Source organism: Gordonia sp. NPDC003376, from assembly GCF_053589235.1.
The window spans coordinates 1-13813 of sequence record NZ_JBSFRM010000011.1 but is presented as its reverse complement, the minus strand read 5'-3'; the positions used below and the strand labels follow the sequence as shown (position 1 = coordinate 13813).

The window sequence follows — 13813 nt, the reverse complement described above, 5'->3', positions numbered from 1 at the left end:
CGGGCTGTTCACGGCGGTCGGGTTGTTCACGCTGGTCACGCTCCCTGCACCTGTTCTCCACCTGTCCATCTGGGCAGCTTTTCTGTTTTGGGGGTGTATTTCTGCACCGGGTGTCATTATAGTGACTCGTGATCCGCATCACTACCCGATCCCAGGAGGTTTGAATCATGGCAGATCAGTCGAGCAAGCCCACTCACGACGCGTCGGTTCCCGCTGACGTGGAGACCGAGCTCGTCGGCGAATCCCTCGTCGAAGAGGTGTCGATCGACGGGATGTGCGGGGTCTACTGATGTCCTCCCCGACATCTGCCCCGGTTGCCGGTGACCGCCCCGCGGTCACCGGCGGCCGGAGCGCCGACCCAGCGCCCACCCCTACGCCCCGTGCTGCAACCGCATTCGATCTCGACGCGGCGTGGGAACTCAACCCCAAGGTGGCCCTGCGACCAGAACCGTTCGGCGCCTTGCTCTATCACTTCGGTACCCGCAAGCTCTCGTTCCTGAAGAACCTCACGGTGGTCGGGATCGTGCAGTCGCTGGCGACGTTCGACACCGCCGAGCAGGCGTTGTCGGCGGCCGCGATCGACGCCGTCGACCGTCCGCTGTACCTGCAGGCACTGGCGGCGCTCGCCGATTCCGGCATGATCACGCGTCGCTGATCGATCTTCTCACCACCCGGTCGCCGACTGCCCCGGCGTCCTCGTCCACCCCTCCTCCAGTCCAAGGAGAAACCGATGACAACCCTCGAGTTGCCGCCCATCGCAACCGAATCCGAACGCGGTCAGCGTCCCGCGGTCGGTCGGCTGGTCGATCAGTTCGAGCGTGGTCTCGACGCCCCGATCTGTCTCACCTGGGAGCTCACCTACGCGTGCAACCTCGCGTGCGTGCACTGCCTGTCGTCGTCGGGCAAGCGCGACCCGCGGGAGCTCTCGACCGACCAGTGCAAGGCCATCATCGACGAGCTGCAGCGGATGCAGGTGTTCTATGTGAACATCGGCGGCGGCGAGCCCACGGTGCGCCCCGACTTCTGGGAGCTGGTCGACTACGCCACCAGCCATCAGGTGGGGGTGAAGTTCTCCACCAACGGATTACGGATCGACAAGAAGGTCGCCGCGCGCCTGGCGGCGTCGGATTACGTCGATGTCCAGATCTCGCTCGACGGCGCGACCGCCGAGGTCAACGACGCCGTTCGTGGTCCGGGCTCGTTCGACATGGCCGTGCGTGCTCTGGAGAACCTGCACGAGGCAGGGTTCCAAGACGCCAAGATCAGCGTCGTGATGACCCGCCAGAACGTCGCGCAGCTCGACGAGTTCAAGGCGCTTGCCGACCGCTACAACGCCACCCTGCGGATCACCCGTCTGCGTCCCTCCGGCCGTGGCGCCGACGTGTGGGACGACCTGCATCCGCTGCCGTCGCAGCAACGTGATCTCTACGAATGGCTTGTCGCGCACGGCGACAACGTGCTGACCGGTGACTCGTTCTTCCACCTGTCGGCGTTCGGCGGTGCCAACGGCGGTGGCCTGCCCGGGCTCAACCTGTGCGGCGCCGGTCGCGTGGTGTGCCTGATCGACCCGGTGGGCGATGTCTATGCCTGCCCGTTTGCGATCCACGAGAACTTCCTGGCCGGCAACATCACCACCGACGGTGGCTTCCAGGAGATCTGGCAGCGGTCGGATCTGTTCACCGAGCTGCGTGAGCCGCAGAACGCCGGTGCCTGCACCAAGTGCGCCCACTTCGACGCCTGCCGTGGTGGCTGCATGGCGGCCAAGTTCTTCACCGGCCTGCCCCTGGCCGGCCCCGACCCCGAGTGCGTCCAGGGTTACGGCGAGGAGCTCCTCGCCGGGGAACGCTCCAAACCGACTGCGAACAAGGATCATTCGCGCGGTACGCCGCTGACGTTGATGACGCGCAGGCCCGATGGTGAGATGGCCCCGATCGGCGGTCCACCGTCGAAGAGCTGTGACGAGAACCCGCTCGCCGGATTCTCTTTGTAAGACCCTCACGGTGACCATCGATTCGCCCGGTCGGCGGCCGGGCGAATCGATGGTGCCCGCAATCAGAAGATGGAAAACAGGTAGGAACACACAATGGTCACCAATCCCTGGGCCCGCAACCCCTGGTTCGAAACCGTCACCGAGGCGCAGCGTCGCGCCAAGAAGCGACTGCCCAAGTCGGTGTACTCGTCGCTGGTCGCCGGCACCCAGGCGGGGGTGACCGTCAACGACAACACCGAGGCCTTCAAGGAACTCGGCTTCGCCCCGCACGTCGTCGGCGTGCAGCCCGACCGTGAGATGACGACAACCGTGATGGGGCAGGAGATCTCGTTCCCCGTCATGATCAGCCCGACCGGTGTTCAGGCGGTCGACCCCGACGGTGAGGTCGCCGTCGCCCGGGCCGCCGCCGCCCGCGGGACCGCGATGGGCCTGTCGAGCTTCGCCAGTCATCCCGTCGAGGAGGTGACCGCGGTCAACGACAAGATCTTCTTCCAGATCTACTGGCTCGGCAGCCGTGACGACATCCTCGCCCGTGTGCAGCGGGCCAAGGAGGCCGGTGCCAAGGGACTGATCGTCACCACCGACTGGGTCTTCAACATCGGTCGTGACTGGGGCAGCCCGGAGATCCCGGAGAAGGTCGACTTCAAGGCACTGCTGCGGCTGGCCCCGGAGATCGCGGTCAAACCGCGTTATGCGCTGGACTGGATTCGCGACGGCAAGATCATCATTCCCGACCTGACCGCACCCAACCTGCCGCCGACGGCGGCCACCGCGGGCCCGACCTTCTTCGGCGCCTACTACGAGTGGATGAACACCCCTCCGCCCACCTGGGAGGACCTGCAGTGGCTGCGGGAGCAGTGGGGCGGCCCGTTCATGGTCAAGGGCATCACCCGCATCGACGACGCCAAGCGTGCGGTCGACATCGGGGCCTCGGCGATCTCGGTGTCCAATCACGGTGGCAACAACCTCGACGGCACCCCGGCCACCATCCGCGTACTCGGGCCGATCGCCGACGCCGTCGGAACCGAACTCGACGTGCTGCTCGACGGTGGTATCCGCCGTGGCAGCGATGTGGCCAAGGCGCTCGCACTCGGTGCCAAGGCGGTGATGATCGGCCGCGCCTACCTGTGGGGTCTGGCCGCCAATGGCCAGCCCGGCGTGGAGAACGTCCTCGACCTGCTCCGCATGGGCCTCGATGGTGTGCTGATGGGCTTGGGCCGCAAGAGTGTTCACGAGCTGAGCCGCGAGGACCTGATCATCCCCGAGGGCTTCGAGCGGACGTTCGGCGACAGCTGACGAACGCACCCCCTGACAGAATTAGAACGTGTTACAGTTCTGTCATGGGACAGTTCGATGGCCAGGTCGTCTACATCACCGGCATCGCGCGCGGACAGGGTCGCAACCATGCGATCCGGTTCGCGCGTGACGGTGCCGCAATCGTCGGACTCGACATCGCCGGACCCGTGGCCGACCACACCACCTATCCGTCGGCCACCGCCGAGGACCTCGAGGAGACCATCCGCCTGGTCGAGGAGGCCGGTGGCAAGATCCTCGCCCGTCAGGGCGACATCCGTGACCTGGCCTTCCAGGAACAGCTGGTCGCCGACGGCGTCCAGCAGTTCGGGCGGCTCGACCACGTCATCGCCAACGCCGGCATCCTCACCTGGGGTCTCACCTGGGAACTGACGGAGGCGCAGTTCACCGACGTGATGGACGTCAACGTCACCGGGACGTGGAAGACGTTGCGCGCGACCATTCCCGCGTTGCTGGCCGGGGACTGGCGCAGCCGATCGATCGTGATCGTGAGCTCGGTGGCCGGACTCAAGGCGATGCCGGTGCAGGCCTCCTATTCGGCGTCGAAGTTCGCGCTCACCGGGCTCGCCCAGACAGTCGCGAAAGAGCTGGCGCCGCACCGGATTCGGGTCAACTCCATCCACCCGTACGCGGTGGACACGCCGATGGGGGTGGGGGACTCCTCGGCGATGCGGGTGTTCACCGAGATGGGGGAGTACACCCGGTACTTCATCTCGATGATGGACGACTACCCGGTGGCGACCCTCGACGACATCTCCGACGCGGTGCTCTACCTGATGTCGCCGCAGTCGCGGGCGCTCACCGGAATGCAGATGCCGATCGACATGGGCAACTCCAAAGTCTGACAAGACATCTCGACCCACCGACGACCGAGGCCCCCGCGGATTCCCGCGGGGGCCTCGGGCCTCGGGCCCGACCGCTCAGTCGGTCCAGATGGTCGCCGGGTCGGTGGCCGTGCGGGCCGGACCGGCCGGGGTCTGCGGCGAGGTGCGCGAGAAGCGCGGGGCGACCTGCGCCTGGACGACGCCGTCGATCTCGACGAGGTTGGCGCGGGCGGCCATATGCGGATCGGCGGCCACCTCGTCGAAGTTCAACACCGGGGAGGTGCAGGCATCGGTGCCCTCGAAGATCTTGGCCCATTCGTCACGGGTGCGCGAGGCGAAGGTCTCGGTGAACACGGCCTTGAGTTCGGCCGCGCGGGTGACGTCGGTCTGTGCGGGCAGGTCGGCGTCGGACAGGCCCAGGCCCTTGAGCAGTTCGGCATAGAACTGCGGCTCGATGGCGCCGACCGCCATGTACTTGCCGTCGGAGGTCTCGTAGACCTCGTAGTAGGGGGCGCCGGTGTCGAGCATGTTGGAGCCGCGTTCGTCCGTCCACAGGCCGAGACCCCGGAACGCCCACATCATCTGTCCCAGAACCGAAGCGCCGTCGACCATCGCCGCGTCGATCACCTGGCCGCGGCCCGACGACTGGCGTTCGACCAGGGCTGCGAGCACGCCCATGACGAGGAACATCGAGCCGCCGCCGAAGTCGCCGGCCAGGTTCAGCGGCGGCACGGGACGCTCACCGTTGCGGCCGATCGCATGCAGCATTCCGGTCAGCGAGATGTAGTTGATGTCGTGACCGGCGAGCTGGGCGCGCGGGCCCTCCTGGCCCCAGCCGGTCATCCGGCCGTAGATCAGGCCGGGATTGATCGCGGCGAGATCGTCCGGGCCGAAGCCCAGCCGCTCCATGACGCCGGGACGGAAACCCTCGAGGATCACGTCGGCCTTGCCGACCAGGCCCAGGATGGTGTCCTTGTCGGCGGGATCCTTCAGGTTGGCCTCCACCACACGACGACCCCGCAACAGGGCATCGGCCGGGCCGCCCTCCTTGGGCAGGCTGCCGGGTCGCTGCACGCGGATGACGTCGGCGCCGAGGTCGGCGAGCATCATCGCGGCATGCGGGCCGGGGCCGATCCCGGCGAATTCGATCACACGAATCCGATTCAGCGGTCCAGTCTTACCGCTGGTGGGTGCTGCGGTGTCACTCATATGCGGTCCCTCCGGTCGAGGTGCGCCCCTGTGTCGGGCATCACGATTCGGCTACCAGGATGACACAACCGATCGAGCGCTCGCCAAGTAGGTCTCGGCGGACACCGAACCACGGTCGATCGCCTCGATTCGGGCGGGCGAGACGGTTACCCGCACGGCGCGACCGCACTAGACTCTCTGGAATGAGGCAACCGGCGGCGTTGGGGACTGCGACCTGGCCGGAAGTGGAAACCCACAAAGACGCCGTCGCCGACGTCACGCTGCTGGTCCCGCTCGGTGCGGTGGAACAACACGGCCCGCACCTGCCCCTGGACACCGACACCCGGATCGCGGTGGCGATCGCCACCCGGGCCGGCGAGCGCACCACCTCGAACAGCTGGGTGGCCCCGGAACTGTCGTATGGCGCGAGCGGCGAACACGAGGGATTCGCCGGCACCATCTCGCTCGGGCACGAGGCATTGCATCAGGTCCTGCTCGAATACGGGCGCAGTGCGTGCCGGTGGGCGGGACGGATCGTCTTCGTCAACGGTCACGGCGGCAACGTCGCGACCGTCGCCGGCGCGGTGGCCCGGCTACGGTACGAGGCGCGTGAGGTCGCCTGGTACCCGTGTGCGTTCCCGGACGCCGACGCCCACGCCGGGCATACCGAAACGTCCATCCTGCTTCATCTTTCGCCCGAAGTCGTCCACGCCGGACGGATCGAGGCGGGTAATGTCGCACCGATGCGCGAATTGCTCGGGGCGATGCGTGCCGGTGGGGTCGCGGCGGTCAGCCGCAACGGTATCCTGGGTGACCCGAGATCGGCGTCGGCCGACCACGGTGCCCGACTGGTGGACGGGGCGGTGGACGATCTGGTCCGGGCGCTGACGGAATGGACGGTCGATGACGGGGGACGACTTCGATGACAGCGGTCGAACGGGACGCGGAGCCGGGTGTGGCGCCGGCCGAGCACGTATTGCCCGACGGCTTCCAGGTGCAGATCGACATGCGATGTGCTCGGCGCGGTGACCTGCGCTACCTCGTCGGTGGATCGCCGACGCGGATGCTGCGGCTGTCCGACGCGGCACTGGGGATGACGTCGGCGGACGGCCGCATCGAGGTGTGTGACCCGCCCACCCGGTCGCTCGCCCGCACGCTCCTCGAGTCGGGGATCGCGCATCCCCGGCCGATGTCGGGACCCGGGGTCGACGATGTCACCGTGGTGATCCCGGTGCGCGACAACCAATCCGGGGTCGACCGACTGATCGCCGCACTCGACTGCCACGAGGTGATCGTGGTGGACGACGGATCGGCCGAACCGATCCGGGTCGACACAACCCAGACCGATGCAGCCCAGAACGATTCCGCCGCAGGTGATTCCACCGCAGCGGTGCCCGTGCCGGGAGGTGCTGCCCCCGATGATCCGATCATCACCGCGCGCCCCCGGGTGAGGGTGATCCGGTTCGAGGAGAACCGCGGCCCGGCGGCCGCCCGGAACGCCGGCGCGGCCGCGGCGCAAACCGACTTCGTCGCCTTCCTCGACTCCGACGTGGTCCCCGACCCCGAATGGCTGATGATGCTGCTCGCCCACTTCTCCGACCCGATGGTGGCGCTCGCGGCACCACGGATCGTCGGGTTGTCGGCGCGTGGTGGCCCGGGACGGGGTCGGCTGTCACTCGCCGAGCGCTACGAGAACAGCCACTCCTCGCTGGACATGGGGCCCACCGAGGCGTCGGTGGTGCCCGGCACCCCGGTCCCGTATGTACCCAGCGCGGCGATGATCGTGCGGCGCAGTGCTTTTCCCGGATTCGACGAGGATCTGCGGGTGGCCGAGGACGTGGACCTGTGCTGGCGCCTGCACGAGGCGGGCTGGCGGATGCGCTACGACCCGGTGGCCCGCGTCGCCCACGATCACCGGACCGGCATGCGCCAGGTGCTCTCACGGCGTCGCTACTACGGGACCGGGGCGGCATTCCTCGCGCAACGGCACGGCACGATGGCCGCGCCGATGGTGATGACCGTGTCGATGGCGGTGGCCGTCGCCGCGCTGTTGACACGCACCAAGATCGGTATGGTCGTCGCCTTCGTCGTGCTCGCCCAGGCCGCCGCGCGACTGCGGGGCAGGCTCGGCGATCTGCCCGGTGCATCGGTGGTGGCCGGGCAGATGACCGGCCGCGCCGCCGGGTACGGGCTGCTGCAGGCATCGGCGGCGATCTGTCGTCACTACTGGCCGCTTGCGTTGATCATGGCCTTGCTGTCGCGTCGCTTCCGTCGGCTGGTGATCGAGCTCGCGGTGGTCGAGGGTCTGGTCGAATGGGTGCGCTCGGTGATCAGCGATCCGTCACTGGGTCCGAGTATGGGGCCGTTCAGCTACCTGTTGTGTCGCCGGCTCGACGATCTCGCCTACGGGGCCGGGCTGTGGGAAGGCGTGGTGCGCGAGCGTGATCTCGGGGCGTTGCGTCCGGTGGTGACGCGCTGACCGATCGGTTCGATGTCGTCGTGGTCGGCGCCGGCAGCGCCGGCTGCACCCTCGCCGATGCCCTGACCCGCGACGCCACGCGCAGCGTGCTGCTGCTCGAGCAGGGCCCGGGGTGGCCCGATGATGCGGTGCGGTCGTTGCGGCGGCTGCCGATCGGACCCGGTGAACCCCATGCGACACCGATATCCGAGGCATCTGGGCTGCCGGTGGTGCGCGGTCGGGGACTCGGCGGGTCGTCGGCGGTCAACGGTGCCTACTTCCTACGCTGGCATCGCGACGACTTCGACGGCTGGCCGGCCGGATGGGACCTCGACACCGTCGAGGCCGCCTACACCGAGCTCGACGGACCGGGCGGCCGGATGTCGGCGAGCCCGTTCGGCGACGACGAACTCGGCGACACGGCAATCGCATTCGAATCCTTCTGGCGGACCCGCGTCGCGGTCCGCGCACCCGCCGACCGCTGGCCGATCGTCGGTGTGAACCGGGTGATCAGCAACCGGCGTCACGGCTTGCGGATGACCTCCGCCGAGGCCTTCCTACGACCCGCGATCGGGCGCCCGGATCTCACGGTCCGCACCGGGGTCACCGTCGGTGAGGTACTCATCGTCGGCGGTCGGGTCACCGGGGTCCGCACCGACACCGGGGACATCGCGAGCGGCGAGGTGATCCTGTGCGCCGGCACGCTCGGGACCGCGGGCATCCTGTTGCGCTCCGCGGGGTTGTCGATTCCCGGGGTACTCGGGGTCGGTGAGCATCGTGAGGTCCAGGTGGGCTACCGCCGCCGGCGTGCGGAAACCGCGGCCGCCCTCCCGGCATTGCTGCAGTCGGTGGTCCACACCGAGGACGGATTCGAGATCCGCTGCTATTCAGACGACTTCGGCCGATACATCGGGGGAGCGTCGGATGGCCGGCCGGTCATCGGCGTGTGTGGGATGCGCCCGGCCGGCACCGGGCGGGTGGTGCTCGACGATGCGGGAGCGGTGCGTCTGCACCTGGAGGAGCCCGAACCCGCTGTGCTCCAGACGTTGTCCGCGGTTGCCGTCGACGTCCGGGACATGCTCGCGTCGTCGGAGTTCACCGATGTGGTCGAGCCCGGGAGCATCACGGTCGATCCGAGGGTCGGGACATCGCAGCACGCGTGGGGCACCATGCCGATGGGCGTCGCGACGGATGGGTCGGGGGTTGTCGGTGGTGTCCGTGGCCTGCGGATCGTCGACGGTTCGATCCTGCCCGGCGCAGGTCGCAGCGGCCCCCACGCCACGACGATGATGGTCGCGTACCGCGTGGGGGAGACCCTGGCGTAGGTGGTGAGCACTTCCGGGTGGTTGCGTCACGAGTCCGGCTTGCGGGGGTTTCGACACGCCTCGTCGCTGCCGGAACCAACTGTGGATGGTAGAGCCGGGACCGAGCCCGAAGGGCGAGGACCCGTGTCGAAACCTGGTGGGCTGGCGGTGTCCGTGGCCATTTCGGGGGTGGTCGCCACGTGAAGTCGGCCGTCGGGGGTTTCGACTCGACCATCGTGGGTGTGCGCAACCATGGTGGATGTCGACGAGCTGAATCCGGTGGTCCGGAAACATGATTGGATGGTTGAGCCGGGACCGAGCCCGAAGGGCGAGGACCCGTGTCGAAACCTGGTGAGCAGACGGTGTCCGTGGCCATTTCCGGGGTGGTCGCCGCGTGAAGTCGGCCGTCGGGGGTTTCGACACCGATCAGGACGTCGGTCGAGATCAGAACAATGTCGACCAGTAGTCCCAGAACCGGATGCCGATGAGCATGATGACGACGACGTACCAGATGGGGAGCAGCACCCACAACCACGAACGGATCTCGCGGGCGCGGTCGGTCTCGGCGAACAGCCTTCCGGCGCTGATGATCAGGATGATCGGGGTGACCGTCCACACCACCATGCAGTAGGGGCACAGCGCGTTGATCGAGTAGAGGCTCTCGAAGGCCAGCCAGTTCACGAAGACGAAGCCGAGTGCGGTGCCGATGGTCTGTCCGAGCCAATACCACCGGGGCAGGGAGACGCGGCCGGTGGCCAGCGCACCGGTGACGATGATCACCGAGAACGCGGCGATACCGATCAGCGGATTCGGGAAACCGAACAGGCGGGCCTGTTCGGTGACCATCACAGAACCGCACGACAGTACCGGATTGATGCTGCAGCTGGGCTTGTAGTTCGGATCCATCAGCAGCTCGATGCGCTCGATGGTGAGCGTCGACGAGGCGATGAACCCGATGATGCCGAGAACGAGGACCGCGATCCCGGTTCCGACACCGACGGAGGGCCGGAACCCGGCCCACGACGAACCGGTGGGCTCGTCGACGGGCTCCGGGGTGGCCTCGGGTTCGGTCACGGCGTCGGCGGTCATTGCTGTGCGCCCGCGGCCTGGTTCACAGCGGCGAGCAGCGCATCCGGGGTGCTGAGCTCGATGTCGTTACCGTTGATCCGCACCGTCGGCGTCGCGGTCACGTTGGCGCTCTTGGTCTGGTCGCCGACCCAGCTCGTGAACTGGCCGTTGGTGACGCAGTCGGAGATGTTCTGCGCCCCGGCCTGGTTGGCGTAGGTGGTCAGCTGGCCGTCGGTGAGTCCGGCGCCACCCTCGGCGGGCTGGTTCGCGTAGAGGAGGTTGTGGAACTTGAGCCACACCTCGAAGTTGTTGGCGCCCTTGGTCGATTCCGCGACACAGGCCGATGCGTTGGCGGCGCGGGTGGAGTAGTCGGTGGTCGACATGCGGTCGAGGATCGCGATCGGGCGATAGTCGACGGCGACCTTCGGGTTGGCCCGCAGCTGGGCGAGCGCGTCGCCGTAGAGCTGTTCGAATTGCTTACATGCCGGGCACTGGAAGTCCTCGAGGATCGTCACCGTGACCGCGGGAGTCGTGCCGGCCGGGGCAGCGCTGATCCGATAGGCGTCACCGGTGGCGACCGACGGGGCGGTGGCGTCGCCCGTGGACGACTTGTTGGTGAGGACGATCGCGACGAAGACAACGACGGCGATGACGACGACCGCGACCACCGTGCCGATCTTCATGAACAGGGAGCGCCGACGTTCGGCTGCTCGCGGATCGACGACCGGCTTCCGGGGCTTGTTTGCCACTGGTTTCTCACACTCCTGGTCCGCAACATCGGGCTCGTGCGCCTGCGCGCCGGTGTTCAGCGTACCGGCCCCGACGGCGGGCTGGGGGCACCCCTACGCGGCGTCGTAGACTGGCCGGGACGCCAGTACGCTGCGGCGTCGCTAGGAGACGCTTTTCTTATGACCTCCGTGGATGAAGCACCGACAGCACGCGGGTCGGTCTCTCAGGTGGGCCGAGGGCTGGGACTTGTGATCCTCGCCGCCCTGCTCGGCGTCGTGATCTACGCCATCGTCAGTGGCTCCGCGAGACATGTCGAACGTGGTGACCCGTATCCGGGCGGGCCGATCGCGGTGCTCGATGTGGCCGGGTACTTCGTCGGCGCCACCCTCGGCGCGTTGTGCCTGGGGGCGTTGATCTTCGTCGTCACCTCGGCCCGACCTGATCACGACGGCATCATCGATGCCACCGTCTACCGGGCACACCGGTTCGTCTCGACGGCCACCCCCATCTGGGCGGTGCTGTCGTGGCTGATGGTGGGTGTGGCCGCCGCCGACGGATACGGGCAACCCCTCGGCAAGATCCTGTCCAACGGTCTGCTGTTCAGCGCCATCGGAATCAGTGAGAAGGCCGTCGCCTGGCTGGTGGTGGCGATCTTCGCCACCATCGTCGCCCTGCTGAGCAGGTTCTTCCTGTCGTGGATCGCCCACCTGGTCTTCGTGATCCCCACCGGGATCGCGGTCGCGGCGCTGCCGATGGCCGGCAACGGCGGGCAGGGACCCAACCACGACTACATGACCAGCCTGGTGATCCTGTTCATCCTGGCGGTGTCGGTGTCGATCGGTGTGCGGGTGGCCGCGCTGACCGCCCCGCCGATCACCCCCGACGACGACCGGCAGATCCTTCAGCGTCGGACCGCGTGGATCGTGGGGATCGCCGACCTCGTCGGACTGGCATCCGGCGCCGGGCTGATCGCCTTCCTGGCGCCCGCCCGTTACCTGTTCACCACCGCCTTCGGTATCGCCTCGGTGCTGCTGTTGATCGGACTGGCCGCAGCCCTGGTCACCAGCGTGCTCACCCTGCGCTCGGGTTCCGTCGACGCCGAGCAGGGACGTGGCCTCACGCTCGCGCTGATCGGCGCCGTTGCGACGGTGGTCGTGATGGCCTGCTGGGCGATCATGGACACCCGCGTGGCACCGGGACTGCTCGCCCACGAGTTCACCTCCTGGGACGTCTTCCTCGGCTACGAACTGCCCGGGGCACCCACCACATGGCGACTGCTCTCCTACTGGCGCTTCGACTTCGTGATGGGCACCGCCGCCATCGTCGCGGCCGTCCTCTACGGTGTCGGCGTCCGGCACCTGATCAAGCGGGGCGACGCCTGGCCGTGGGGTCGCACCATCGCCTGGATGCTCGGCTGCCTGATGGTGGTCGTGGTGACCGGCTCGGGTGTCCGCGCCTACGGGTCGGCGATGTTCAGCGTGCACATGGCCGAACACATGTCGCTCAACATGTTCGCGCCGGTCCTGCTGGTGTTGGGCGCCCCGGCCACGCTCGCGTTGCGTGCCCTCCCGACCAGCGGCGCGCATCGTCCGCCGGGCCCGCGCGAATGGCTGCTGTGGGTCCTGCACTCCAAGGTCACCAAGGTGCTGTCGAATCCGGCCGTCGCCTTCCTTCTGTTCGTCCTCTCGCTGTACGCGGTGTACTTCACGACGATCTTCGGGACGTTCACGCGTTACCACTGGGGTCACGTCCTGCTGACCATCCACTTCATCGTCATCGGGTACCTGTTCTTCTGGGTGATCATCGGTATCGACCCGGGCCCGCAACGCATTCCCTATCTCGCCCGCATCGGATACCTGTTCGGCGTCATGCCGTTCCACGCGTTCTTCGGTATCGCGCTGATGACCATGTCGTCGGTGATCGGCGACAAGTTCTACAGTCAGCTGGACCTGCCATGGGTCACCGACCGGGCCCACGATCAGTGGCTCGGTGGTGCGATCGCGTGGGGTGCCAGTGAGGTGCCGCTGGTGTTGGTGGTGATCGCGATCGTCGCGCAATGGGCAAAGTCGGACAATCGGGAGGCGCGTCGCGCCGACCGCCACGCCGAGACCTACGAGGACGTCGAACTCGACAACTACAACAAGATGCTCGAGGAACTCGCCAAGTCGCGCCGCTGATCGGCTTGACCGGAAGAGGACAATCGAGACCATGCGGTGTGAGGTGGCGCGCGAGGCGCTGTCGGCGCGGGTCGACGGGGAGCGGGAGACCGTGCCGTCGGCGCGGGTCGACGAGCACGTCGCCGAATGCCCGGACTGCGCCGAGTGGTACCGCCGGCTGCAGACCCTGGCGATCCCGCACGTCCGGGACTCGTTGCGCATGATCACCGACGATCAGCCCGACCTCACCGACCGGATTCTGGAAGCCGCCGAGGACGGCAGGCACACCACACCCTGGGGACCCGACCGTCGGACACGGCTGTGGTGGACGGCGGCCGGTGTCGGGGCCGTGGTGTCCGGTGCACTGATCGTGGCGCTCGTGGTGACCGCCGGATCGGTGGCGGTCGCGGTGGCCGTCGCCTGCGCCATGGTCCTCACGATCGCGCTGACCGTACGTGCCCGCCGTGATCGACCGCGACGCGTGCCCGGTGACGATGCGCCGACGGTCGACGTTCCTGCGGCCGACGACGCTGCCGTCTTCGACGACGACGCGATCGACACCGCACTCGCCGAAGTGCGGGAACTGCGTCGTCGGACTCGTTGACGTGTGCTCGATCGGCTTGTGCCACAAGGGGGTTGTCTTCCGGCGTCGGTGGCAGAGGTTTCGACGGCCGGGCGGCCTCGCTTTGAGGTTCCCCAGTTTGAGTGGACACCCGAGGTAGTGGGGCTACGGGTCCTGCTGGAAGGATGTCACTATGTCCAGGACGCGTCGGTCGTTTACG

The 13813-nt window shown here is 67.7% G+C and carries 13 protein-coding genes; 10 read left to right on the top strand and 3 right to left on the bottom strand.

Features of this window, described 5'->3' with window-relative positions; translation table 11 throughout:
* Nucleotides 1-167 precede the first annotated feature (167 nt).
* The 5 genes from mftA (at nucleotide 168) to ACWDUA_RS13090 (ending at nucleotide 4149) form a co-directional block, all read left to right on the top strand.
* A complete protein-coding gene (gene mftA / locus ACWDUA_RS13110; protein ID WP_449751445.1) occupies nucleotides 168-290 on the top strand; it encodes a mycofactocin precursor MftA in 123 nt (40 codons plus the stop codon).
* The gene (gene mftB, locus ACWDUA_RS13105; protein WP_449751444.1) at nucleotides 290-655 is read left to right on the top strand and encodes a mycofactocin biosynthesis chaperone MftB; all 366 of its coding nucleotides are present in this window, start codon (nucleotides 290-292) and stop codon (nucleotides 653-655) included. The genes mftA and mftB overlap by 1 nt, the downstream gene beginning before the upstream one ends.
* 75 nt (nucleotides 656-730) lie before the next feature.
* Complete coding sequence (gene mftC / locus ACWDUA_RS13100) at nucleotides 731-1990, top strand: mycofactocin radical SAM maturase (protein WP_449751443.1); 1260 nt, start codon at nucleotides 731-733, stop codon at nucleotides 1988-1990.
* Between the two features lie 93 nt (nucleotides 1991-2083).
* On the top strand, nucleotides 2084-3286 hold the full coding sequence (gene mftD, locus ACWDUA_RS13095) for a pre-mycofactocin synthase MftD (protein WP_449751442.1): 1203 nt from the start codon (nucleotides 2084-2086) through the stop codon (nucleotides 3284-3286).
* Between the two features lie 44 nt (nucleotides 3287-3330).
* Entirely contained in the window at nucleotides 3331-4149 is an 819-nt protein-coding gene (locus tag ACWDUA_RS13090; protein WP_449751441.1) for a mycofactocin-coupled SDR family oxidoreductase, read from the top strand.
* Nucleotides 4150-4224: 75 nt separating this feature from the next.
* Here the strand turns inward: ACWDUA_RS13090 and ACWDUA_RS13085 are convergent, their stop codons facing one another.
* Nucleotides 4225-5337, bottom strand: a complete 1113-nt coding sequence (locus tag ACWDUA_RS13085; RefSeq protein ID WP_449751440.1) for a CaiB/BaiF CoA transferase family protein — start codon at nucleotides 5335-5337, stop codon at nucleotides 4225-4227.
* A gap of 182 nt (nucleotides 5338-5519) precedes the next feature.
* Between ACWDUA_RS13085 and mftE the strand changes: the two genes are divergently transcribed.
* From mftE to mftG, 3 genes are read left to right on the top strand one after another with little or no spacing between them, the layout of a single operon-like run.
* The gene (mftE, locus tag ACWDUA_RS13080) at nucleotides 5520-6242 is read left to right on the top strand and encodes a mycofactocin biosynthesis peptidyl-dipeptidase MftE (RefSeq protein ID WP_449751439.1); all 723 of its coding nucleotides are present in this window, start codon (nucleotides 5520-5522) and stop codon (nucleotides 6240-6242) included.
* On the top strand, nucleotides 6239-7795 hold the full coding sequence (mftF, locus tag ACWDUA_RS13075) for a mycofactocin biosynthesis glycosyltransferase MftF (protein ID WP_449751438.1): 1557 nt from the start codon (nucleotides 6239-6241) through the stop codon (nucleotides 7793-7795). The genes mftE and mftF overlap by 4 nt, the downstream gene beginning before the upstream one ends.
* 20 nt (nucleotides 7796-7815) lie before the next feature.
* Nucleotides 7816-9099, top strand: coding sequence for a mycofactocin system GMC family oxidoreductase MftG (mftG, locus tag ACWDUA_RS13070; RefSeq protein WP_449751437.1), 1284 nt, complete (start codon nucleotides 7816-7818; stop codon nucleotides 9097-9099).
* Nucleotides 9100-9522: 423 nt separating this feature from the next.
* On the opposite strand, the gene ACWDUA_RS13065 is transcribed toward mftG, so the two are convergent.
* Nucleotides 9523-10167: a vitamin K epoxide reductase family protein gene (locus ACWDUA_RS13065; RefSeq protein WP_449751436.1), complete on the bottom strand. Its 645-nt coding sequence runs from the start codon at nucleotides 10165-10167 to the stop codon at nucleotides 9523-9525.
* Entirely contained in the window at nucleotides 10164-10895 is a 732-nt protein-coding gene (locus ACWDUA_RS13060; RefSeq protein ID WP_449751435.1) for a DsbA family protein, read from the bottom strand. The genes ACWDUA_RS13065 and ACWDUA_RS13060 overlap by 4 nt, the downstream gene beginning before the upstream one ends.
* Nucleotides 10896-11054: 159 nt before the next feature.
* Here ACWDUA_RS13060 and ACWDUA_RS13055 point away from each other — a divergent pair, with 159 nt between their 5' ends.
* Nucleotides 11055-13052 carry a cytochrome c oxidase assembly protein gene (locus ACWDUA_RS13055; RefSeq protein WP_449751434.1) on the top strand — a complete coding sequence of 666 codons (1998 nt, stop codon included), beginning with the start codon at nucleotides 11055-11057 and terminating at the stop codon, nucleotides 13050-13052.
* Nucleotides 13053-13083: 31 nt separating this feature from the next.
* Complete coding sequence (locus ACWDUA_RS13050) at nucleotides 13084-13635, top strand: zf-HC2 domain-containing protein (protein WP_449751433.1); 552 nt, start codon at nucleotides 13084-13086, stop codon at nucleotides 13633-13635.
* Nucleotides 13636-13813: the final 178 nt, after the last annotated feature.